This window comes from Dyadobacter fermentans DSM 18053 (assembly GCF_000023125.1).
GTDB lineage: Bacteria > Bacteroidota > Bacteroidia > Cytophagales > Spirosomataceae > Dyadobacter > Dyadobacter fermentans.
In genome coordinates, this window is the sequence record NC_013037.1 from 6467170 (window position 1) to 6490049 (window position 22880).

18 protein-coding genes and 2 riboswitches are annotated in these 22880 nt (G+C 54.3%); of the genes, 11 read left to right on the forward strand and 7 right to left on the reverse strand.

Translation table 11 applies throughout. The annotated features are described in order from the left end of the window. Positions 1–5 precede the first annotated feature (5 nt). The 4 genes from DFER_RS26685 to DFER_RS26700 all read left to right on the forward strand — a co-directional run bounded on the left by DFER_RS26685 (position 6) and on the right by DFER_RS26700 (position 5484). Positions 6–1397, forward strand: coding sequence for a sensor histidine kinase (locus tag DFER_RS26685; RefSeq protein ID WP_015814785.1), 1392 nt, complete (start codon positions 6–8; stop codon positions 1395–1397). Between the two features lie 3 nt (positions 1398–1400). Beyond that, complete coding sequence (locus DFER_RS26690; RefSeq protein ID WP_015814786.1) at positions 1401–2075, forward strand: response regulator transcription factor; 675 nt, start codon at positions 1401–1403, stop codon at positions 2073–2075. Between the two features lie 52 nt (positions 2076–2127). Then, positions 2128–2496 (forward strand): iron chaperone, encoded by a 369-nt coding sequence (locus DFER_RS26695; RefSeq protein ID WP_015814787.1) that lies wholly within the window; start codon positions 2128–2130, stop codon positions 2494–2496. Positions 2497–2628: 132 nt separating this feature from the next. After that, positions 2629–5484 (forward strand): PVC-type heme-binding CxxCH protein, encoded by a 2856-nt coding sequence (locus tag DFER_RS26700; protein ID WP_015814788.1) that lies wholly within the window; start codon positions 2629–2631, stop codon positions 5482–5484. 35 nt (positions 5485–5519) lie between these two features. Here the strand turns inward: DFER_RS26700 and DFER_RS26705 are convergent, their stop codons facing one another. After that, entirely contained in the window at positions 5520–6701 is a 1182-nt protein-coding gene (locus DFER_RS26705; protein ID WP_015814789.1) for a DUF748 domain-containing protein, read from the reverse strand. A 169-nt stretch (positions 6702–6870) separates the two neighbouring features. On the opposite strand from DFER_RS26705, the gene DFER_RS26710 reads away from it, so the two are divergent. After that, a complete protein-coding gene (locus DFER_RS26710; protein ID WP_015814790.1) occupies positions 6871–7212 on the forward strand; it encodes a YciI family protein in 342 nt (113 codons plus the stop codon). A gap of 60 nt (positions 7213–7272) precedes the next feature. Then, positions 7273–8508 carry an RNA polymerase sigma factor gene (locus DFER_RS26715; protein ID WP_015814791.1) on the forward strand — a complete coding sequence of 412 codons (1236 nt, stop codon included), beginning with the start codon at positions 7273–7275 and terminating at the stop codon, positions 8506–8508. A 24-nt stretch (positions 8509–8532) separates the two neighbouring features. Here DFER_RS26715 and DFER_RS26720 read toward each other — a convergent pair whose 3' ends face one another. From DFER_RS26720 to DFER_RS26735, 4 genes are read right to left on the reverse strand one after another with little or no spacing between them, the layout of a single operon-like run. Continuing rightward, positions 8533–9240, reverse strand: a complete 708-nt coding sequence (locus tag DFER_RS26720; RefSeq protein ID WP_015814792.1) for a LytR/AlgR family response regulator transcription factor — start codon at positions 9238–9240, stop codon at positions 8533–8535. A gap of 24 nt (positions 9241–9264) precedes the next feature. Next, positions 9265–9765: a copper resistance protein NlpE N-terminal domain-containing protein gene (locus DFER_RS26725; RefSeq protein WP_015814793.1), complete on the reverse strand. Its 501-nt coding sequence runs from the start codon at positions 9763–9765 to the stop codon at positions 9265–9267. 3 nt (positions 9766–9768) lie between these two features. Then, a complete protein-coding gene (locus DFER_RS26730) occupies positions 9769–10263 on the reverse strand; it encodes a copper resistance protein NlpE (protein WP_143828819.1) in 495 nt (164 codons plus the stop codon). Between the two features lie 11 nt (positions 10264–10274). Continuing rightward, on the reverse strand, positions 10275–11348 hold the full coding sequence (locus tag DFER_RS26735) for a sensor histidine kinase (RefSeq protein WP_015814795.1): 1074 nt from the start codon (positions 11346–11348) through the stop codon (positions 10275–10277). Between the two features lie 31 nt (positions 11349–11379). On the opposite strand from DFER_RS26735, the gene DFER_RS26740 reads away from it, so the two are divergent. From DFER_RS26740 to DFER_RS26750, 3 genes are all read left to right on the forward strand, one after another. Beyond that, positions 11380–11604, forward strand: a complete 225-nt coding sequence (locus DFER_RS26740; RefSeq protein ID WP_041735542.1) for a hypothetical protein — start codon at positions 11380–11382, stop codon at positions 11602–11604. A 7-nt stretch (positions 11605–11611) separates the two neighbouring features. Next, positions 11612–12496, forward strand: a complete 885-nt coding sequence (locus DFER_RS26745) for a hypothetical protein (RefSeq protein ID WP_143828820.1) — start codon at positions 11612–11614, stop codon at positions 12494–12496. Between the two features lie 150 nt (positions 12497–12646). Continuing rightward, a complete protein-coding gene (locus DFER_RS26750) occupies positions 12647–13495 on the forward strand; it encodes a CHRD domain-containing protein (protein WP_015814797.1) in 849 nt (282 codons plus the stop codon). A gap of 85 nt (positions 13496–13580) precedes the next feature. On the opposite strand, the gene DFER_RS26755 is transcribed toward DFER_RS26750, so the two are convergent. After that, a complete protein-coding gene (locus DFER_RS26755; RefSeq protein ID WP_015814798.1) occupies positions 13581–15770 on the reverse strand; it encodes a TonB-dependent receptor plug domain-containing protein in 2190 nt (729 codons plus the stop codon). A gap of 3 nt (positions 15771–15773) precedes the next feature. Then, complete coding sequence (locus DFER_RS26760; protein ID WP_015814799.1) at positions 15774–16433, reverse strand: hypothetical protein; 660 nt, start codon at positions 16431–16433, stop codon at positions 15774–15776. A 103-nt stretch (positions 16434–16536) separates the two neighbouring features. Next, a riboswitch (cobalamin riboswitch) is annotated at positions 16537–16804 on the reverse strand. A gap of 76 nt (positions 16805–16880) precedes the next feature. Next, positions 16881–17035, forward strand: a riboswitch (cobalamin riboswitch). Positions 17036–17204: 169 nt separating this feature from the next. On the opposite strand from DFER_RS26760, the gene DFER_RS26765 reads away from it, so the two are divergent. Both DFER_RS26765 and cobN read left to right on the forward strand, forming a co-directional pair. After that, positions 17205–18593, forward strand: coding sequence for a cobyrinic acid a,c-diamide synthase CobB (locus tag DFER_RS26765; protein WP_143828821.1), 1389 nt, complete (start codon positions 17205–17207; stop codon positions 18591–18593). Further along, entirely contained in the window at positions 18590–22870 is a 4281-nt protein-coding gene (cobN, locus tag DFER_RS26770) for a cobaltochelatase subunit CobN (RefSeq protein ID WP_015814801.1), read from the forward strand. Before DFER_RS26765 ends, cobN begins: the two co-directional genes overlap by 4 nt. The last annotated feature ends 10 nt before the right edge of the window (positions 22871–22880 follow it).

The window sequence follows — 22880 nt, forward strand, 5'->3', positions numbered from 1 at the left end:
GTGGTATGACGAACCGCCGCATCCGTTCCATTTTCTGGCTGATGACCGCCTGCATTGTAGCGATCAATGCATTCCAGGGATATTGGCTTTGGACGACCTATAAGCTGAACCGTCAGCAGTTTGGCAATGTGGTCCAGGATGCGCTGTTTCAGGTGATCGAAGGGCAGCAGATCGACGAGGCCCGCAAGCTATTCAGGCCGGGTGCCCCGGGGCCGCCGGCATTGCCGGGATCGCAGGTAGTGGTCAGGCGGATGGATGCAAACGGCTCAGGATCAAGATTTTATTATAAGTTCAATAACGACAGCGTCACCATCGCCCCGGCGGACACGCTTGCGCGCCGCATTTCCAGGTATGTCGTGCAAGACTGGGCCGACGGCGGACAGGTGGACATGCGGAAGGTGTACTCGGCCTACCGCCAGGAATTGCAGAGGCGAAACATCGACGCCGCTTTCCTGCTCGATACCCTCTACATCCTGCCTAACCCCGGCTCCAATAACGTGATCGTTTTCAACGGTTTGAGGAAGCAGACCGACAGTCGTTTCAGCACGCTGCCGCTGCCGATTAACCCGGTGAAGCATTTGTTTGTACAGGCTACCTTCGAAACACCCGTGCCCTACCTGTTGAAAAGAATGGGCTGGCTGCTAGGCTGTTCGGTGCTGCTGCTGCTGCTCACGACGGGTTGCTTCGTGTTTATGCTGCGGACGATCCTACGCCAGAAAAAGCTGTCGGAAATCAAAAATGATTTTATCAATAACATGACCCACGAGCTCAAAACGCCCATCGCGACCGTCTCTGCGGCAGTGGATGCGATGCTGCATTTCGGGGCTTTGAAAGATCCGCGAAAGGCCGAAGAATACCTGCATGTTTCTCAAAACAACCTCCAACGGCTGTCCGACCTCGTCGAAAAAGTGCTGAACCTGGCTGTGGACGAGAAACAGGAGCTGGAATTCCATACCGAGCCGGTGAGCCTGGCCGAACTGCTGTGCGAGCTCGTGGCCGACCATCGCATCAAATCACCTAAAACGGTGACTTTCAATATGCATATCCCGTTTGGCACTACGGTGAATGTCGATAAGGTCCACTTCGGAAATGTGCTGAACAACCTGATCGACAATGCGATCAAGTATTCCTACGAGCGCGTCACCATCTCATTCGATTTTCAGCGAGAGCGGCAGGGCTGGCAGCTCACGGTCACCGACAACGGCATTGGCATTCCCAAAGCATATCAAGCCTCGGTTTTCGACCGGTTCTTTCGCGTGCCCACCGGCGACCTTCATCAGGTAAAAGGCTTTGGCCTCGGCCTGGCGTATGTGCGGCAGGTGGTGGAAAAGCATGGCGGGAGCATCAGTCTGGCGAGCGAGCCGGGGAAGGGGAGTGCATTTGTATTAAAATTCTGAAAAATGGCTACGGTATTATTCATCGAGGACGAACCAGCGCTGGGCATGATCGTGAAAGACAGCCTCACTTACAGGGGCTTTGAAGTGCTGTATGCTGCCAACGGAGTCGAAGGGCTGGAACAATTCCGGCTGCACCGGCCCGACATCGTCGTAGCCGACATTATGATGCCCGATATGGACGGCTTCACCATGGCCGAGCATATCCGCCGAGACGATCCGCACGTTCCGATCATGTTCCTCACGGCCCGCTCGCAAACCGCCGACGTGGTGCGCGGCTTCGAGCTGGGCGGGAACGATTACCTCAAAAAGCCATTCAGCCTCGAAGAGCTCATTGTGCGCATTAATGCCCTCCTGCGTGCCGGTGCGCACCGCAGTACCGGCAACGGAACATTCAAAATCGGGCGGTATTCGTTCGATCCGGCCAAGCAAAGGCTCTCATTGGACGGCCGGGAAATTGCCTTGTCGCACCGCGAAGCCGAACTCCTGCGCCGACTTTACCTGCAACGCAACGAGGTGCTCGGCCGCAGCGAAGTGCTCATGGAACTCTGGGGCGACGATTCCTTCTTCAACGGACGCAGTCTCGACGTATTCATCACCAAACTCCGCCGTCACCTGCGGGAAGATCCTAAAATCCAGATTATCAATATCCGAGGCAGAGGTTACAAGCTGGTACTTTGATGATGGGGACGGGAATATTTACTAACTTCTCCGCTCATCAGACGCAACGAACATGGCCGCTTCAAAACCAAAGACCATTGATGAATACATTGCCGGCTTCCCGGACGACGTCCAGGCAGTATTGCGGCAGATCCGCGCGGAAATCAGGACCGTCGCGCCGGAGGCGGTGGAGACGATTTCGTACGATATGCCCACCTTTAACCTGAATGGGACTTATCTGATTTATTTTGCAGGTTGGAAGAAACACGTGGCACTATACCCGATTTCGGAAAGCATTTTTCAAAAGCTCTCCGAAGAACTTTCCGGCTACAAAGGATCGAAAGGCTCCGTCCATTTTCCGCTGAACAAGCCCATGCCGCTCGGACTGATCCGGAAGATCGTAGCATTGCGGATCGGAGAGAACGAAGCGGCCGCCAAGTGACCAGCGCGTAGCCGGGAAATGTATTTGCGCACGGCATTACGGCCGCAGGCTCATCAAAAAGTGGGGCTATAAGTATAAATCTGGTAGGGGATTGCTTTACTCTCAGTTCCTGACAGAGATTTTCCTAAACAGATGAATATGATAAGGTTGACACACTTTTTGGTCCCGCTGGCGCTCGCCATCGTGACGCCCCCGGTAGCCCCTGCCATTGCACAGCAAACCCAAACCACGCAATCCACCGAGAAATTCGACCGCGACTATGCGCTCGAAGCCACCATGCTGGGCTTTTTTGCCAAAGACGGCGCCAGAAACCCGACCTTGAAAGCCAACAAGGGCGACCGCGTCCGGATCACGATCACGAACGGGGAGCTCATGACGCACGATATCGCATTGGAAAAGCTGGGGATCAAAAGCAAGGTGATTATCGAAAAAGGGACCAGCACCAGCATTACTTTCAAGGCGGAGCAGAGCGACACCTATTATTGCTCCGTGCCCGGGCACCGTGCTGCGGGGATGGTGGGCGCTTTTGAGGTGGTGGAAGGCGTAATTTCCAATGAAACCGTTGCAGGCCAGCTGCCGACCAGGGACGGACAGCCGCTGAACCTCGGTTTCGAAACGGGCGATCTGCAAAACTGGACGGCCACGGGCGATGCATTCAAGCAGGCACTTTACAGCTCCGATCCTTCGCCGGTGCATGAAAAAGAAATGAGTATCGGGTATGAAGGCAAATTCTTCCTCAGCAGCGGCGGCACGCTCAACTACAAGCAAACCGGCACGCTCACTTCCGTGCCTTTCCAGGTAACGCAGCCGTTTGCGGCCTTCCGTGTGTCGGGAGGTGCATTGCAGGATACCCGCGTGGAAATCGTTACTGCGGCAGATAACAAGGTCATTTACCACATTACCGGGCAGGGGAGGGCTACATTGCAGCCGGCGGTGGTGGATTTGCAGCCTTATCTGAACAAGGTAGTATTCATCAGGATCGTCGACAATGAAACGGGCATTTCTCAAATTCCCTACATTCCGAACGACAAATGGGCGCACATCAATTTCGACGATTTTCGCTTCTACGCCAGCCGTCCCGAGTTTCCGAATGAGCTGAAACAGAAAGACATTATCATTCTTCCCCCGCTGGACCCGGTTTTGAACGCCGGCCTTTCCGGCACGGAAGCAGCGAAGGCCATGACGCCGCCCACAGGCTTCAAAATAGCATTGGCGGCGGCTGAGCCGGATATTATCCGCCCCATCAGCTTCACGATCGACTACCGCGGAAGGTTATGGGTAGTAGAAGGCCACACTTATCCCTTGCGTGCCCCGGAAGGGCAGGGAAGGGACAAGATCCTCATTTTTGAAGACACCAATGGCGATGGCACGCTCGACAAGCGGAAGGTATTTGCCGAAAACCTGAACCTCATCAGCGGCATTGAAGTAGGAATGGGTGGAGTATGGCTCGGTTCTGCACCGCATCTGCTGTTTATCCCGGCCGATTTTAAAAATGACAAACCCGCCGGTCCGCCGCAGATTCTGCTCGACGGCTGGGGGCTGGAAGATACCCATGAGGTGCTCAACAACCTGCGCTGGGGGCCGGATGGCTGGCTGTATGGCACGCATGGCGTGTTTACGCATTCCAACGTAGGCAAGCCCGGCGCCCCGGATTCCGAAAGGACGAAAATCAATGCCGGAGTGTGGCGGTACCATCCTGTGTCGCACAAATTCGAAGTGTTCGCAGAGGGGTCGAGCAACCCTTGGGGGATTGATTTCAACGATTACGGACATCCGTTCATTACCGTGTGCGTGATACCGCATATGTACCACGTGATCCAGGGCGCACGCTACCAGCGGCAGGCGGGCAAGCATTTCAACCCATACACTTACGACGACATCAAGACCATTGCCGATCACGTGCATTGGGTGGGAGAGCGCGGGCCGCACGCGGGCAACTTCCGCTCGGCTTCGGCCGGTGGCGGGCATGCGCACGCAGGGGCGATGATCTACCTCGGCAACAGTTGGCCGAAGGAATACCGCAACGATATTTTTATGAACAATATCAACGGCGCACGCCTCAATATCGATCACCTCACCCGCTCGGGCTCCGGCTACGAGGCCACGCATAAAAACGACTTTATGGCCATGAACGACTCATGGTCGCAGTGGCTGAACTTCAAATACGACGCCAGCGGGTCGGTGTGGGCGATCGACTGGTACGATAAGAACCAATGCCATAGCCCCAACCCCGACGTGCATAACAAAACCATGGGCCGCATTTTCAAGATTTCGCACGAGAACGATAAATGGGTGCAGGTGGATTTGTCTAAAGCCTCTGATATGGAACTCGTTAACTATCAGCTCCATGCCAATGAATGGTACGTAAGGCAGGCGCGCACGATTTTGCAGGAACGCGGCCCGAACAAAAAAGTGCACAAGGCATTGAAACAAATCCTCGCCAACAACCCAGACGAAACCCGCAAACTGCGCGCATTGTGGACATTGCACGTCACCAAAGGATTGACGGAGAAAGAACTCGCCGACCTGCTTTCGAATGACAGCGAGTACATCCGTAGCTGGTCGGTGCAGTTGCTGACTGAAAACAAGGCTGTTTCACCGGAAACGTTGAAAAAGTTCGCTGAAATGGCCCAAACCGATAATTCCAAACTCGTGCGCCTGTACCTGACCTCAGGCATGCTCCGCCTCGACCCGGCACAGCGCTGGGACGTGCTGGATGCGCTGGTGCAAAAAGACGAAGACAAAGACGACCACAACCTTCCGCTACTGGAATGGTACGCCGCCGAGCCGCTGGCGCCGATTGATGCCAAACGGGCATTACAGCTGGCGGGCAAATCGAAATTCCCGAAAATGCTGCCTTATATGATCCAACGCGTGGAGGCGATCGGGACGGAAGAGGCTAAAAAGGTTTTGAAAGATTATAACAAAGTGGGAAAAACCGGCGATGTCCATGAGCACCATGGCACGGGCACGGCAATGAACCATTAACCAAAAAGGGCTTCACGAAGAAGCCCTTTTTGCTGTTACTTATCCTTTTTCTTGTCCTTTTTGTCCTTGTCTTTCGGCTTGTCGTCATCCTTGGAGAAGATCTTTTGAAGGAAAGTCTTCTTATCTTTTTTCTCATCCTTCACCGAAGCAATGCTGATTTCATTATCGATTGAAGGCTGGATGGCGTGGATGAATGCATTTTGAAGAACGCTGGCAATGGCTACCCACATATTCGTTTTCGGATCGTCCAGGCGGCCCTGGAATGGAATTTTGGTCGCTACCTGGTCTTTGTTTTTGTTTTCGAACAGCTTTCCGGCACCTCCGGCAAGGGCTTCCCAGAGTTTTTGCAGCAGGTTGTCTTTCCGGTCCTCCTGTCCCAAAACGTCGAGATTTTTGATTACCGGCTTCACATATCCCTTGAATTCTTCGTCCTTCGCAGCTACTTCGGTGTATAATCCGAAGCGCCCGTCGTTGACGTCGATTTTGGCATATGCTTTAAAAAAATCATTGAGCTTCACCAGGTTGGTGTTGTTGAGCTCGGCGCTCATATCGAATGTCGGAGCGTCGGCCAGCGGGTTGAGTTTGGCATCAAAGCGCAGCTTGCCTTCGTATATTTCCGCTGTGGCGTGCACGCTTGCCGGAAGCACGGCGGAGGAATCGTAGCTGTTGCGGAGGTTCTGGGCCAGCAGGTTTAAGTTCGTCATCGCAATGTCCACCTTCGGGCTGGAACTGTTATCGCGGTACTGAATCGCGCCGCCGCGCAGCTCGCAGCGGTTAATGCTCAGCGGCATGAACTTGTCGAGGATCTGCCGGAAATCGGCGGAGTCTTTTACCACTTCCTGGGGCTCCACTTTGTCTTTGGTAAAAAGCAGGTAGGGCCGCTGAAAAACCAGTTCACCCACAATAGAACCCTTGAAAAGTGCCTTCCATTCTACCGACAGGTCGATGGTTTGCGAGGCGAAAAAAGGCGTTTGCTTTTGGGTAACGGAGTCTTCCTTGTTGATGTAAATGCTATCGATCTGATAAGCGCCTCGGATAATCGCCAGGTCGATATCTTTAATGTGCCCATAGTACCCGTTCATATTCGCCAGACTACGGTTGGCAAAATGAAGGACAATGTACGGCAGCGCCAGCCTGATGAGGACGATTGCGATCAAAATCCCCAGCAGGATCTTGATAGTCCGTCTTTTTTTCGAATGCGTGCGTGTGGTGGTCATTTCCGGTTTATTTTGCAGATTGATTTTCGATCCCGTCTTATCAAACAATCGTACCAAAGCGCATGGCCGGAAGGCGGGGTTTTAAATTTTTGTAAAAAAACCGAATCCTTTGTCCAGTCCCGCCGCGGCCGTTCGTCAACAGGCTTTAAAACTTAAACCTCATGTTCCAATGAATGACTTCCTGTTTGTTTTCAGAAACGATCCCACCGTTATGCCCGGACTTTCGCCGGAAGAATTGCAGAGCAGTATGCAACAATGGATGGACTGGATCGGCGGTATCGCAGCCCAGGGCAAGCTCATCGACCGTGGTAACCGCCTCGCCAACGAAGGGAACGTCGTGCGGCCGTCGCAGGTCGTTACCGATGGGCCTTACATTGAAACGAAGGAATCGGTAGGCGGATTCATCATGGTGCGGGCCGAATCGCTCGCAGAGGCAACGGACATGGCCAAAGGCTGCCCGATTCTTCTCGCAGGCGGGAATGTAGAAGTCCGCCCGATTATCCGGATGTAGTTTCCTCAAACCATCGCAATAAGCCTTTGTAACCGTCAAAGGCTTATTTAATTTACAGCCATGAAAAACCCGGACCTGATTCCGCATTTATTCCGAACCGAATACCGGAAGATTACCGCCGTGCTCAGCAAAACGTTCGGTCTCGAACACATTGAAACCGCCCAGGACATAGCCAGCGATACCTTTTTGCAGGCTTCCGAAATGTGGGGCATCAAAGGTGTGCCCGACAATCCCGTAGGGTGGCTGTACACCGTTGCACGTAACAAAACGCTCGATTACCTGCGGCGTGACAAGCTGTTTCGGGAAAAAATCAGCGGCCAGGTAGTGCGGGACAGTCCCGGGGCCGACGAGCTGGAAATTGATTTATCCGCGCAAAACATTACCGACAGCCAGTTACAGATGATGTTCGCCATTTGCCATCCGTCGCTTCCGGTGGAATCGCAGATCGGGCTGGCGCTGAATGTGCTTTGCGCGTTTGGTATCAACGAAATCGCCAGCGCCTTCCTTACCAGCAAGGAGACGATCAATAAGCGGCTTTACCGGGCGCGGGAGAAACTGAGGGCCGAACAGGTGAAAATGGAGTTTCCGGACGAAACCGAGATCGAGCAGCGGCTGGAAGCGGTTTTGAAGACGTTGTACCTGCTTTTTAATGAAGGATATTACTCGGCGGGAAAGGACATTACGCTGCGAAAGGACGTTTGCATTGAAGCCATGTGGCTCACCAAAATGCTGATCGAAAACCCGGGTACCGACAGGCCGCAGGTGAATGCATTGCTCGCCCTCATGTGCTTCCACGCCTCACGGTTCGAGGCGCGTACGAACCCGGCCGGCGAAACGGTGCTGTACCAGGACCAGGACGACCGGCTTTGGGACACGGCGCTCATCAGTCGCGGCGAACATTACCTCAACCGCGCCTCCGTAGGTTCGCAGCTCTCGCGTTACCACCTCGAAGCGGCCATTGGTTACTGGCACACGATCAAGGCCGATACAACGGAGAAATGGGAGCACATTCTTCAATATTACAACCATTTACTCATCCTCGAATACTCGCCCATTGCCGCGCTGAACCGCACCTACGCCCTGGCCAAAGCCCGCTCGAAAGCCGAAGCGATCCGCGAGGCGGAAAAGCTCAACCTGGAAGGCAACCATTTGTATCATTCATTGCTGGGAGAACTGTATTCGGGGATTAATGACGCGCAGGCGCTGGATCATTTCAAAACTTCGCTATCGCTTGCAAAATCCCGCGCCGACAGACAGTTGCTCACAGAAAAGATTCGCAAACTAAGGGAAGCATAACATGCCGCGCAGCCGGCAAATGTGCTATTGGGTGATTACCTGCATGACTTCTTCCCTGTAATTCCGTCCGATTGGGATCTGATGATTGCCCCAAACGATGCGGTTGCGTTCGATGCGCCGGATTTTGTCGATCCCCACAATGAAGGACTTATGCACGCGCAGGAACCGCGCTGGCGGGAAAATTTCGAGCATGGCTTTCACCGATCCTTTAATAACTACTTTGCCGGCGCCGGTGTGGATGATGGCGTAATCTTTCAGACCCTGGATGTAAGCGATGTCGTCAAAAGCGAGCCTTACGCGTTGCACGCCGCTTTTTACAAAAATGAAATCGGGCTTTTCTTCCGTAAGGTTCTGTTCGAGATTGGTGTTTTGCTCTTTGAGTTGCAGGAAGTCCCGCACTTTGTCCAGCGCGTGCCCGAAGCGCGCGTAGGAAATGGGTTTGAGCAAAAAATCGATCACGCCCAATTCGTAGCCTTCGAATGCATAGCCGCGGTAAGCAGTGGTGAAAACCGTTACCGGCGGCTGGGCGAGCGATTTGAGGAAGTCGATTCCATTCATTTCCGGCATTTCAATGTCCAGAAAAAGCACGTCGGTCTCGTGTGTTTGCAGGTGCGCGAGGGCATCGCGGGCGTTCGCGAAGCTGGCAGCGCCCGTAATACCCGATTTTTGCAGGAATTCTTCCAGTATGCCCCTCGCGAGAGGCTCGTCGTCGATGATCACGCATTGCAGCATACGTCGCGTTTTTGCGGAGATGGTTCAGTTTGTCACCCGGTTGAAAGTATAGCTCAGGTAATCGCCGCCTACCATGGGCTTTTTGGAACGGTCGAGTATAAATAGCACATTTTCATCACCTTTCAATAGGTACACCGTTTTTTCAGGCTGGTCGGGATCGAGCTGGATGACCGTCGCATGCGGGTCGTCGGCTGTGCCGCGCACGAGCGCCCATTTGCCCGTGCGGGGTTGTTCACGGTAAAGCGAGCCGTCCCATTGATAGGTGGTAGGCTTTCTTGTTTGCGGATCGTGGTTAAAAGTGAAGGCCCATTTGAGCACCTCACAATTGGCCTCCACGCCGATGGCCATCATTTTGGCCGTGGCCTGGCAGGGAACGCGACCATGAAAAACGCCCCACACGCTCGCGCCTTCGGCCACGGGTTTGCGGGAAGTGGTTTTGGATGGCTTGTTGGCAAGCGCAACGGATTGCGCGGGCGCTTCGTGCCAAAACAGGAAGCAGGCGGCGGTGATCAATAACTTTTTCATGGCTTACAGATGGGTGTTCTGTTTGTTGAAAGTGTAGCTAAAACCTGCATTACCGATCATCAGATGGCCTTGCTGATCGAGCAGGTGTAAGAGATGCTCGTTCAGTTGGAGGAATGCGATGGGCGTTTTGGAGCCGGTTGGTTGCAGCGTAAAAATGTACCTGCCGGTTGTAGCACCCTTGTTTTCGGTAATGCGGAATGTGCCGGAAATTTCATTACTGGTGCCGTTATTCATGAATCCTCGGGTGCCCGGTTTGGTCATGCCGTAGGTGTATTGAAGCCTGAAATCGTCGCGCCCCTGGCGGCGCGGATCGCGGCGGAAGGTGAGGCGCCATTTGATCATCTCACATTCCAGGTCGGCCGGAATGCCTAGCTGGTGCCTCGGCACGTCGCCGCACGGGGTGGCTGCGACGAATGTGTCGGGCGTGGGCGAAACGTTGTAGTCGGGCGCGGCCGAGCCGGTGAACAGCAAAAGCGGAAGCCAGATGGATTTTTTCATAGCGGTATACATTAAGCATTGGCAAGATTGATTTCCATAAAAACACTGAAACGTTCCTGCTGGTCGTCTATCCGCAGGCTGTGGCGCGAAGGGTACAGCAGTTCCAGCCGCTTGCGGAGGTTGGCGAGGCCGATGCCGCCCTTGCTCTCCCTCGCTGCATTGGACTTGCTGTTTTCGATCGTCACTTCGATGGCCGACGGGCCCACATGGATTTTGCCATGCAGCCAGCCGTGGTCCGATTTGCGGCTTACGCCGTGTTTGAATGCATTTTCCACCAGCGGCAGCAGGAGTAGCGGGGCAATTTCCTTTCCATCCGGGTTCCCGGCGACTTCGAGGGAAATATCGGGGTTGTTGTCGTAGCGGATGCGTTCGAGCTCGATGTAATTGTGCAGGTAGCTGATCTCCTTGTCGAGAGAAACTGTGGTATCGTCGCTGTCGTAGAGCATGTATTCCATCATTTCGGAGAGTTTCAGCACCACTTCCGGCGCTAGGTCAGATTTTTTCAGGGTAAGCGCATATAAATTGTTGAGGATATTGAACAGAAAATGCGGGTTCACCTGCGAGCGTAGGAAGTTGACTTCGGCATTCAGCTTTTCGACTACGATCTTTTGCAAAATGCGCTGCTGTTCGTACCAGTCGATGCTCAGTTTGAGCGCCAGCATCAGCGCGAGGTACCAGAGCGTGCTGAAAAAGTTGTACGACACGGCCTCTACGAGGTTGCTGTTCCGCAACGGGCCGATCACGTAGCCGTAGAGGTAATAGTCGAAAAGCGATTGGATGAACAGATAACCGAGGATCGAAACGAACACCAGCCCGAAATACCGGGCATACCGCTTTTTGAGCAGGTACCGGGGCAGGAAATAGTGGATGTTCAGGTAGGCGATCACCATCAGCAGCACCACGCGGGCGATCACGCATATTGCGAAGAAATTGAGGCTTGCCTTCACAATCAGGTAGCGCTTTTCGTAAAGGAAAAAGCCCGTCACCAGCAGCCAGTAGCAGGCATGCACCAGCGCATATTTGACCGTCACGGGGCGGTTCGAGAACGGCAGCCGGACTTGCTTTTCGAAAAAGGCCTTTTCCATTGTCGCGGGTTTTAAATATTGCTGTAAATGAATGGAAAAGAATGCAATCCCGGAAATTATATCGACCAACGCACTGAAAAGTAGAGGAACAGCGGGTTGGGTGATGTTTCTCGAAATTTTACTAATTTCGGAGCGCCTTACCGGCCTTGATCTCACGTTCCGTTCGATATTACATGCCCTCAACTTTTTGGCGAAGTCCCTTCGCTTTACTTCTCTGTTTCTTTCTGGTGGTCGCAGTGCGTTTCAACCGGAATGATCTGCTGGTGGAACGTTCGCTGGGAGATGCCAGGTTTTACATTGGGAACGTCGAGTTTCTCAGAGGCGCGCCCCTCGCATTCAACGTGCAGGCGCCTTTCAACGAGCGCTTGCTGGTGACCCTGGCCGCGGCGCCGCTGCCGTTTGATCCGATGACGTCCATTAACATCGTCAATGTCGTTTTCCTGCTCGCGTCGCTCTGGTTCCTTTATCAATTGCTGGAACATTTCCGGTTGGACGATAAGCTGGTTTGGATTGGTTTGTACTTGTTCGTGCTTTCTTTCCCCACATTTTACTACGGTACGATCGGTTACGTTGATTCGGGCGTTCTGCTGATGATTTTTGCGGGGACTTATGCTATTTATAAGGAAAAACACGCGCTTTTCCTGCTCAGCATCTTTCTGGGGACCATCGCGAAGGAAGGCATTGTGCTGCTGATCCCCGTCGCGATGGCTTATGCATTTGCCCGGAAAAACTATCGCTGGTACTTTTCGGCGGCTGCGGGGATGGTCGTATACCTGCTGGCGTGGGGGCTCGTGAAACGGTACATTCCCAACGGGCATGGCGATACGCCGGTGCTCTTCTGGCAGCCGATCACCTGGCGAATCATCTCTAATTTCACCCGTCCGAATGCTTACATCAGCTCAATCCTGAGCTTCGGGATTCCCGGAGCGATGTGCTGCTACTACCTGTACCGGTTCGGCGGGGCGGTAAAAAGTGCCTGGAAAGACGAGCTTCCGCTCTGGGTAGGCACAATAGGAGGATACCTGCTGTGGTTTTACACACTTTTCTCCGCCCATACCGACGGCCGTTTCTTCTGGATCGCCTACTGCTTTCCGATAGCCCTGGCCATGCTCTGGTGGCGGCGTTTCGGTCCGCCTTACAAGGCGTAGGTCGCAAGCGGGCCTATTGGGTTGAGGTTTGCTGTTACTACTTCATTCTTAACGTTTTATTGATGCGGATACGGTGAAAAGTCTGCATAAATAATTGTAATTTTAGATGAATAGTTTAGCTAAATCTTCTAACTCAACCCAACAAGCCAAATGATGAAAATTCTATGCAAGTTTGGACTGGTATGGCTGTTCGTCGCGCTGTGCGCGGCATGTGACGACCATGAGACGCCGCAGGATGTTGTCATGCAGAAAGGTTTACCGCTGAGTGGTTCCCAAGAGTTTCCGGCGAAGCAAACGCAGGCGACAGGATGGGCCGATGTTTCGTATAATAAAACCACGCACATGCTCACGTTCACGCTCAACTGGGCCAACCTCACGGATGTTCCCACAGGCGCGCACATTCATGGAACGGCGGCGCGAGGGAGTAATGCGGGAATCAAATTCGATTTTTTTGCCGCTGTTCCAAGGACAACAACCGGCTCCTACTCATCATCGGTGCCTGTGGACGGAACAAGCCTCAATGAAAGCGATCTGCTGAACGGGCTTTACTATTTCAACATCCACACATCCGTAAATCCCGGCGGCGAGATCAGAGGTCAGATTGAGTTCTACGACCAGCCTCACGTCGTGGTCAAAAAAGGTATTCCGCTGACGGGCTTGCAGCAAGTGCCGCCGGTGTCGACCGTTTCGTGGGGTACGGTGGATGTGATGTATAACAAATCGACCCATTTGCTGAGCTATTTTATCAAATGGCAGGATCTGACGGCCACACCTACCGGCGCGCACATTCACGGAACAGCCACCAGAGGTGCCAATGCAGGCATCCAGCACGACTTTTTTACCAATTTCCCGAAAACTCGTTCCGGTGAATATTCCAATTCGGTGATGGTGGACGGTGTGAAAATCAAGGAAGCAGAGTTGCTCAATGGACTGTACTACTTCAATATCCACAACATCATTCATCCAGCGGGCGAAATCCGCGGGCAAATTGAGTTCTGATATCATTAGCCCATTACCAAACGATCCCACCCTGTATCACGGGGCGGGATCGTTTGGTTTTAGCACGCGGATGCAGAAGTAGATATCAGAAATTCTTCATATACCGAACCGACAATGCCCGGCCCGGCAGGTTGTAGCCGCGTTTTTCGTAGTAATTCTCGTCGGTCACATTGTTCAGTTTCAATGCGATGGTGTGGCCGCCGGTAATCCGGAACTGAGCCACGAAATCGAGCACCATGTATTGCGGATATTCGATTTCCGGGTTGATAGGATCGGTGTAGTCGATGTCCTTTCTTGTTCCCACCGATCTGCCCGAAAGCCGCAGTTGCAGCCACTTCATATTATCGTAAGCGAGGCCGAAGTTAAAGGTATTCCGGGCCACATTCTGAATGTCGCGCCGAATCCCGGATGCATCCGTGCTCACGATCAGCTCCTTTGCCTTGATAATTGAATTGCCGTTCCAGAATGCCCTTAATGAATAGCGATAGTCGGCTTTTGCACCAAAATCGTACGACAGTTCCGTTTCGAGACCGGTAATTTCCGCGTCGGCAGCATTCACGAACGAAGCGCGGGAGGTAATGACGTCGCCGTTTTCCAGCGGCTCATTCACGACGGTGATGATCTTGGCAATGCGGTTATTGACTTTGGTTTGATAAAACGTCGCGCTGGCCGCGAAGCCGGATTTCGGTTTGTTGAAATCAAGCCCTAAGTCCCAGCTCAGGCTGCTCTCATTCTTCAAATCGGGATTTCCTGCTGTGACGGCAATGCGGCCTTTCGAATCGCGCACTTCATTATAGCCGGCCACGCTGTACGCGTCGGTGGTCACGAATGCGCGGCCGATATTCGCCTTCACGCGCAGCGATGGGCGTAACGCGTACGTAACCCCCAGGCTCGGGCTGGTGAACGGGGTTGTTTTCTTACCGGCTTTGTAGCTGGGCAGCAGCGGCGTTTCGCGCACGTCGAACGTGATATGATCCAGCCGAATGCCCGGTTGCAGGGTAAGGTTACCGATATTCAGCAGGGCTTGTCCGAAGAATGCGCTCGAAATCAGCGCATATTCCGGCTGCGTCGGGGCACGTTCGGTGGTGTCGTTGGTCCAGCGGCGGCTGTTGGTGGACGCTTGCAGGTAGTCGTAGCCCAATATCACCGAATGCCGGCCCAGGTTCCAGACATCCTTCACCTGCACGCCTTTCCATGCATTGTGGCCCTGCGCCGATTGGAACGGTATTACCCGCTTGCCTGAGACGTTTTGTGTGTAGTTCCGGGTGTTTTCTTCCGAAGCATAAACCTTTACGCTCGGGCTGTGCTGCCCGATCTGGCCCGTCAATGCAACGTCCAGCGCCTGGCGGTCCACATCTTTGGTGCTGGCTTCCGTACTGCCCGACGACAGTTCGCCCGGCGACTCCACATCCCCGGCCTGGAACCGCTCGCCGCGCGCATCCACACGCCAGCGGTCGCTAAGCTGATAGCCCAGCCGCAGCGATCCCGAGAAATAATGCAGTTTCGTGAATGGCCGCCGGTCGCCGTCACCGGTCGTTTCGTCGGTTTCCACGACAGGGCGGTCGGTGTAGTTTTTCTGCGCGTGTTGATAGCCAAATGCATTCCGCAGCCAGTTATCATCCCCGATTTTATAATCTTTCGACCTTTCCAGATAGCTGAAAATCAGATCATAGTCGAGTTTAGATGTGATATTGCCGCCGGTATTGACCCCCGCCTGCACGGTTTTAAAACTGCCGTATTCCAGGAACGCATTGCCGGAAGGAGCGCCTTTGGAGCGTTTAGTGATGACGTTGATCACCCCGCCCATTGCCTGCGAGCCGTAAAGCGACGACGCCGGGCCTTTCAGCACTTCAATCCGCTCAATGCCATTCAAATTGATCTGCGAAAGATTGGTGGCCCCCGCGGGGCGGCCGTCTATCAGCAGCAGCGTGCGCTGGTTCAGACCGGAAAATTGCGGCCGAAAACCGCGGATGCCGATGCCGGAAGAGAGGTTGGGATACTGGATCACATCTACTGCCGCGGTCTTCCTGACGATGTCGGTGAGGTCATTCGCGGGCGTCATTTGGACATCTTCCCTGGAAATAAGGTCGAGCTTCTGCGCGATCTTTTCTTTTTTGGTTTCAAAGCGTGTGGCCGTCACCACCACCGCATCAAGCGTTTTGCGGCCGGTTGAATCGGCAGCCGTTTCTTGCGCGGAAACAATGGAAGTGACTAAAAATGAGAGCAATAGTCCGCCCGCGGAAATGCGGGCCGTCTGGTAAAATAGGGTATGCATTGATTAGGATTGAAATGATTCAAAAAGTGTTGCGGCACCGATAAAGATCGAAAATGCGCCGACGAGGTAGTTCACCACCATCAGAAAACGCTCACGTTTTCCCGCAAACCGACCGACCGAAAAAGCAAAGAAATAGCCATAGGCGGACATCGAAAGGATAATCCCGACGCTTTGCAGGACGATAATCCACACAGCCGTGGTGGCATCCCGCGCCGCCAGCGTAAGCGCCACGGCACAAGCACCGCCGGTCCCGGCCAGGCCATGAACCATTCCCACCCAGAACGAACGGCTAACCTTGCCCTCCTGGACAGTGGCAGCGGGCTTTTGCGTCCGGAAATTCCGACGGATCGCCAGAATGCCCAACCAGATCATCAGCGGGCCTACGAGCAACTCCACCTGATCGGCCACTTGCAGGGATAGCGTGGATTTGAGCAAAAGCACCAGCACGGCAAACGAAATGAGCGTAACCGAATGCCCGAGCGCCCAATGCGACGACCGCCAGATGAGTTTCCACCGGAGGGCCGCGCTCGGCCGGGCTGTGCCCCGCCGGTCCGGACCTTCACTTTCTTCTGTGGCAAGAACCGAAACCGCGGCCATGTGGTCGGGCTCGAAGGAATGCTGCACGCCAAGCAGCAACGAGTCAATTAGCAGATACTGAATCATTTGGATTTCCGCATAAATTAGAAAATAACTTATGGGAGAATGCAGGGAAGAGCGAAGCCGCCATGCAGCCCGCCGTTTCCTCTTGCCTTTCTTCCCGAAAGCAAAACCGGAACATTCAACGGCAGGTCTTCTGGCTCGTTCAACTCTTGCGCCTTCCCGGGGGAATGATTGAATGACTGAATGATTGAATGACCGAATAAATTCTATTCAATCATTCAATCATTCAGTCATTCGATCATTCAAATTTCGATCCCAGTGACATCAGACAAGAGCATCGTTAGTGAACTTACAGCAGCGGGTACTGCTCCGGATTTGCACCGGATTCCCTTTTAATCACGCCGGAGGCGCGAACCAATGAATGTTGCAAAGCTAGGTGTTTTTGTCGGAGATAAGCCAGAAAAATACCCGAATACCGTTACCTTTACGGCACAAAAAGTTCTTTAACATACTTCTCCAACAGGAAATGGTACTGCGTATCAACGCATTACGGGGGAATCGTCGGGGCCACCCATGTGGTGGAAATCACGAGCTGTCGCGCAACTGTAAAGGGTTATCGATTCGATGACCTAAGCCAGAACACCCATCCTTTCCTTGTTGACAATGCTTTCGCGGTATGAAGCAGGGTCTCGTTTGGATATTCATCGGATTTTCGCCCGCCCCGGCAATCCGACGATCACCGGGTAACATCTCGTCCCGGGGAATGCCTTTCTGTTTTCTTTACTATCGAATGCGTTTGAAGTTGTCCATACTTTGAATTCAGCGATGGTGAATATGTCTGTTTCAAAATCCAGTTTCCTGATCTCTGCTCCGTCGAGCAACTCGGGCAAGACCACGCTGACGCTGGGATTGCTGCGGGCATTGCGCGACCGTGGGTTTGGTGTGCAGCCGTTCAAATGCGGGCCCGATTATATCGATACCATCCACCATACCAATGCCGCCGGCCGGCCGGGCGTGAACCTGGATACGTTCATGGCTTCGGAGGCGCACATGCGGGCGGTATACGCGCATTATGCCTCGCAGGCGGACGTGAGCGTGGCCGAGGGCGTGATGGGGCTTTTCGATGGGGCCGACAAGATGAAAGGCAGCAGCGCGGAAATAGCGACGTTGCTCGATATTCCGGTGGTGCTGGTGATTAATGCGCAGTCGATGGCCTATTCCGCGGCGCCGCTCATTTACGGGCTGAAAAATTTCCATGCGGGCATTCGGGTCGTAGGCGCGATCTTCAATTTTGTGGGTACGGAATCGCATTACCGGTTTTTGCAGGATGCCTGCGCCGATGCTGGTGTGGAAGCCCTTGGCTACCTGCCCAGGAACGAGGCGCTGCATATTCCTTCGCGGCATCTGGGCCTGCGTATTTCCACCGAAACCAATTACGAACAAATTATCCGGCGGCTGGCGGAAGTTATCCCGCAGACGGTGGATCTTGATCGTTTGCTTGAAATCACTTCCAGTAAGCATTCAAGTGACGATGCAGGAGCACTGTCCGTTCAGGAAAAGATTTTAAATATTGAAAATCAAACTATTGCATGGCCGCGTCAGTCCCCGAAACTCCGCATTACAATTGCACGGGACGAGGCATTCTCTTTCCTATACCATCAGAATGTGGAAACGCTGCGGGCATTTGGCGACGTGCAATGGTTCAGCCCGGTGCATGACGCCGGTTTACCCGAAACCGACCTGCTTTACCTGCCCGGAGGCTATCCCGAACTGTTTGCGGAACAATTGTCGGGCAACCAGTCCATGCGCGATAGCATACGCCAGTATTGTGAAAACGGCGGATTGGCCTACGCGGAATGCGGCGGGCTGATGTACCTCGGCAGGGAACTCATTGATGACCATGGAAATGCGTTCGAAATGGCCGGCGTGCTCGATTGCGTTACTACGCTCCAATATTCGAAAATGACGCTGGGTTACCGCACAATGCGCTGGGACGGGCTGGAAGTGAACGGCCACGAGTTTCACTACTCCACTTTTAGAGAGAATCCGCCGCAGGGGCCGCTCGCGCAAATGACCAATGCGCGCGGTGTGCCGGTGCCGACGCAGCTTTTTAATGTGAAAAATACATTCGCATCCTACACCCACTTCTACTGGGCCGATAAGCCGGAATTTATCCGGCACCTCATCAACCAAACCACCAAAAAAGCAGAAAGCCGCCCATGAAACGCCAGCGTGTTACCCGTTCCGATGGAAAATCGATCAACCTCGTGCAGCGGCGCGGGCATCTTTCATATTGCTACAATGCCTGCTGCTGCGGACGGGTCGACCGCGGCTATGCGCCCATTCCGGTGGAGTTGTATAAAAACGAATGGCTCCGGCGCAAGCTGCGCAACGTGGTGCACATGACTAAGGGCGGCTGCCTGGGACCATGCACGCTGGCAAACGTGGTAACGCTTCTGTTCGACGGGCATTCGGTGTGGTTCCATTCCATCAATTATGAATGGCAGATCATCGCGATTTTTGATTATATCGAAAGCATGGTGAAGGCCGACAGGTACCTCGTGCCGCCGTCGGACCTGGCCGAATATGTATTTCAATTTTATACGTGGAAAGGTTCCGAAGCCTCTACGGCACTCGGACAGACCGCCGTACCCACAGACGGTATCGTTTTTCTCACCCACGCCGACACCGACCTGCTTACGCTCGACCGCGCCATGCAGCTGCTGCCCGACGACTTTCCCAAAACGACCGGCATTGGCCTGATGGCGATCAAAAGCGAGGAGCAAATGCAGCAGCTATTACAGCGCGAAATCGCCGGGGCGAAAATCATCATCGTCCGCATTCACGGCAGGCTGAGCAGCATTCCCGGGTTTAATGAACTCGTGAAACTGGCCGGCCAGCGCGGGCAGCACCTGATCGTCGTGAGCGGAACGGGCGAGCTGAACCCCGAGTTTGCGGCCGTTTCCACCGTGTCGCCCGCCATTTTGCACGAAACGTTGGCCTATTTGCAGGCAGGCGGATACAATAACCTGATTTCGCTGCTCAGCTACCTTTCCGACCATTTGCTGATGACCGGCTTCGGGGCCGATGCACCGGTACATTTGCCCGAGCACGGCATTTACCACCCCGATCTGCCCGAGTTTGCAGACCTGGCCGACTGGCTGAAACACCGCGATCCCGCTCTGGCGACCATTGGCATTACCTTCTACCGCGCGCACTGGCTCAGCGGCAATACTGCTTTCGTGGATGCGATGATCCGTTCGCTCGAAGACCGTGGCGTGAATGTGCTGCCGGTATTTACGTCCTCGCTCAAATCCGTGGACAATGCCACCGGTAAGCCGCTTGCATTCAAGTACTTCGATACTGCGGCGGGGACGGGTATTGATGTGCTGGTGAACACGATTTCCTTTGCCATGACGGACATCCGTCCGGCGGGGCAGACGAGTAATGCACCGGAGGCACTACTTGACATGAATGTGCCTGTTTTGCAGGCTATTACGAGCGGTATGGGCGCTGGGCCGTGGGAATCATCGTCGCGCGGACTCAATCCGCTGGATACGGCCATGAATGTGGCTATCCCGGAGTTCGACGGACGCATTATCACCGTCCCGGTTTCATTCAAGGAGAAAGGAAAGGAAGCGCGCGGCTATGTGCCGTTGGATAACCGCGTTGAGCGTGTTGCTGGTATAGCTGTTCGTTTTGCAAGACTAAAACATTTGAGGAATGCGGATAAGAAAGTCGCATTCATTTTAACCAATTCCAATACAAAGGCCTCGCAGATCGGTAATGCCGTGGGACTCGACGCGCCGGCTTCGCTGCTGCAAATCCTCCGGGCGATGCGCGACGAGGGCTACCGCATTGGCGACTTGCCGGCGAGCGGAACGGATCTGATCCATTCGCTGATCGACCGTTGCGCTTATGACGCGGACTTTCTCACGCCCGGGCAGCTGGCGCAGGCGGCCGCGCACGTGTCGGCAGCACGATATGCCGGTTGGTTTGAAGAACTGCCCGACACGGCACGCGGGAAAATGCTGAAACAATGGGACCCGCCTCCCGGCGAAACTTACGTGCACGACGGGCACATTGCCCTGGCCGGGCTCGACCTGGGGAATGCATTTGTGGCATTGCAGCCGCCGAGGGGATACGGAATGGATCCCGATGCGATTTACCACAAGCCCGATCTGCCTCCCACGCACCATTATTACGCATTGTACCGCTGGCTCCGCGACGATTGGGGCGCCGACGCCATCGTGCATGTAGGCAAGCACGGCACGTTGGAATGGCTGCCGGGAAAAGGGATCGGATTGTCGGAAAACTGCTTTCCCGATGCATTTCTGGCCGATTTACCATTGTTTTACCCCTTTATCATCAACGACCCCGGCGAAGGTTCGCAGGCCAAACGGCGCGCGCACGCGGTGATCGTCGACCATCTCACGCCGCCTATGACTTCGGCGGATACTTATGGCGAACTCGCGCAGCTTACGCAGCTGGTGGACGAGTATTACCAGGTCGAAAGCCTCGATCCCTCGAAACTGCCGCTGCTGCAAAGGCAGATCTGGGACCTGATTCAACAGACTAACCTCGACGCCGACCTTTCGGCTATGCTCAGCCGCGACCACGGCGACCATAAACATGACTGGGACGATGAAATGACGCCCGAAGGCGTGCCGGTGAGCCTCACCGAAATGGATGGCAAGGACATTGCCCACCTGATCGAGGACATCGACGGATACCTGTGCGAGCTGGGCGCGGCGCAGATCCGCAACGGGCTGCACACTTTGGGTGAAATGCCCGAAGGCGAGGCGCTCATTGATATGCTGCAATCGCTTACAAGGCTCCCAAACGGCCCCATTCCGGGCATGCAGGCGACATTGGCACATTTATATGGTTTAGAAATCAATACACTTCATCAACAAAAAGGACATAAACTACCCGAACCGGCCGAAAATCTGGCTGACTGGGCGGGAAGGCCGATCGTGACTGCCGCCGACGCGCTGGAAGTGCTCGATGAAATGGCCTCCCACATGATGCGCCTCTTCGAACATTACCGATTTGACGTACAGGCTGCCGACCGAATAATATTCGAATCCATTCACCGCGATCCGACGCTGCCCGAAATGGCCGCCCTGCGTGCGATACTCGCATTTGTATCGCAGGAACTCGTTCCCAATCTGGCCCGCACCGACGAGGAGATCAGCAACCTGCTGCATGGCCTCTCGGGTGGATACGTTCCCGCGGGCCCGAGCGGCGCGCCTACCCGCGGGATGGCGCATGTGCTGCCTACGGGCAGGAATTTTTACGCCGTCGACCCGCGGGTGTTGCCTTCCAAAGCCGCCTGGGAAGTGGGGCAGCAGCTCGCGAAGGAAGTCCTGGACCGCCATTGGAAAGAAACCGGCCGCTATCCCGAGAGCGTGGGGATCAGTATCTGGGGCACAAGCGCGATGCGCACGCACGGCGACGATGTGGCCGAAGTGCTCGCATTGCTTGGTGTGAGGCCGGTATGGCAAGCTGAGAGCCGGCGGGTCAATGGGTTGAAAATCATGTCATTGGAAGAGCTGGGCAGGCCGCGCGTTGATGTGACCACGCGCATCAGCGGGTTTTTCAGGGATGCATTCCCGCACCTGATCGAGCTCATGGACGAGGCTGTGCAGCTGGTAATTTCCGCGGATGAGCAACCGGAGGATAATTTTATCCGAAAGCACTATCTGAAAGAACTCGCCGAACTGCAAAAAGACGATGCATTGCCGATCGAAGAAGCGGAGGAGCGTGCCGCTTACCGCATTTTCGGAGCTGCGCCGGGGAGTTACGGCGCGGGTATTTTGCCGCTCATTAATGAAAAAAACTGGCAGAACGACGGAGATTTTGCCAAAGCATATATCAACTGGGGAGGCTATGCCTACTCACGCAATGCACAGGGCGTAGATGCACGGAAGGAGTTTACCGAGCGGCTGGCCAGCGTGGAAGTGGCATTGCATAACCAGGACAACCGCGAGCACGACCTGTTCGATAGCGACGATTACCTGCAATTTCACGGCGGTATGATCGCCACCATCCGCAACCTCACGGGACAGCAGCCGCGGCATTATTTCGGGGATTCGCAGGACCCTGCCAAGCCGGTTGTGCGGGATTTGAAGGAGGAAGCGCTGCGCGTTTTCCGATCCCGGGTCGTGAATCCCAAATGGATCGAAAGCATTAAAAAACACGGTTATAAAGGTGGGCTTGAACTGACGGCCACGGTGGATTACCTGTTCGGCTACGATGCCACGGCGCATGTGGTGGACGACTGGATGTATGAAAAGGTAGCCGAAACCTATGCGCTCGATGCGGAAATGCAGCAGTTTTTTGAGCAAAATAATCCGTGGGCGCTGAATGCCATCGCGGAGCGGCTGCTCGAAGCGGAGCAGCGCGGGCTTTGGAAAGCACCCTCCGAGGAAGCATTGGAGGGTTTAAGGAATTTGTATCTCAAAAGTGAAGCCCTGCTCGAATCGAGGACCGAGTAGGGTAAACAGC

Bases quoted from the DNA above. Each gene is read 5' to 3' on its own strand.
- DFER_RS26725 (WP_015814793.1), bottom strand. From the start codon at position 9,765: ATGAAAAAGTTATTGATCACCGCCGCCTGCTTCCTGTTTTGGCACGAA.
- DFER_RS26755 (WP_015814798.1), bottom strand. From the start codon at position 15,770: ATGCATACCCTATTTTACCAGACGGCCCGCATTTCCGCGGGCGGACTA.
- DFER_RS26695 (WP_015814787.1), top strand. From the start codon at position 2,128: ATGGCCGCTTCAAAACCAAAGACCATTGATGAATACATTGCCGGCTTC.
- DFER_RS26750 (WP_015814797.1), top strand. From the start codon at position 12,647: ATGATGAAAATTCTATGCAAGTTTGGACTGGTATGGCTGTTCGTCGCG.
- DFER_RS26690 (WP_015814786.1), top strand. From the start codon at position 1,401: ATGGCTACGGTATTATTCATCGAGGACGAACCAGCGCTGGGCATGATC.
- DFER_RS26700 (WP_015814788.1), top strand. From the start codon at position 2,629: ATGAATATGATAAGGTTGACACACTTTTTGGTCCCGCTGGCGCTCGCC.
- DFER_RS26715 (WP_015814791.1), top strand. From the start codon at position 7,273: ATGAAAAACCCGGACCTGATTCCGCATTTATTCCGAACCGAATACCGG.
- DFER_RS26705 (WP_015814789.1), bottom strand. From the start codon at position 6,701: ATGACCACCACACGCACGCATTCGAAAAAAAGACGGACTATCAAGATC.
- DFER_RS26735 (WP_015814795.1), bottom strand. From the start codon at position 11,348: ATGGAAAAGGCCTTTTTCGAAAAGCAAGTCCGGCTGCCGTTCTCGAAC.
- DFER_RS26765 (WP_143828821.1), top strand. From the start codon at position 17,205: ATGTCTGTTTCAAAATCCAGTTTCCTGATCTCTGCTCCGTCGAGCAAC.
- DFER_RS26740 (WP_041735542.1), top strand. From the start codon at position 11,380: ATGGAAAAGAATGCAATCCCGGAAATTATATCGACCAACGCACTGAAA.
- DFER_RS26720 (WP_015814792.1), bottom strand. From the start codon at position 9,240: ATGCTGCAATGCGTGATCATCGACGACGAGCCTCTCGCGAGGGGCATA.
- DFER_RS26760 (WP_015814799.1), bottom strand. From the start codon at position 16,433: ATGATTCAGTATCTGCTAATTGACTCGTTGCTGCTTGGCGTGCAGCAT.
- cobN (WP_015814801.1), top strand. From the start codon at position 18,590: ATGAAACGCCAGCGTGTTACCCGTTCCGATGGAAAATCGATCAACCTC.
- DFER_RS26710 (WP_015814790.1), top strand. From the start codon at position 6,871: ATGAATGACTTCCTGTTTGTTTTCAGAAACGATCCCACCGTTATGCCC.
- DFER_RS26730 (WP_143828819.1), bottom strand. From the start codon at position 10,263: ATGAAAAAATCCATCTGGCTTCCGCTTTTGCTGTTCACCGGCTCGGCC.
- DFER_RS26685 (WP_015814785.1), top strand. From the start codon at position 6: ATGACGAACCGCCGCATCCGTTCCATTTTCTGGCTGATGACCGCCTGC.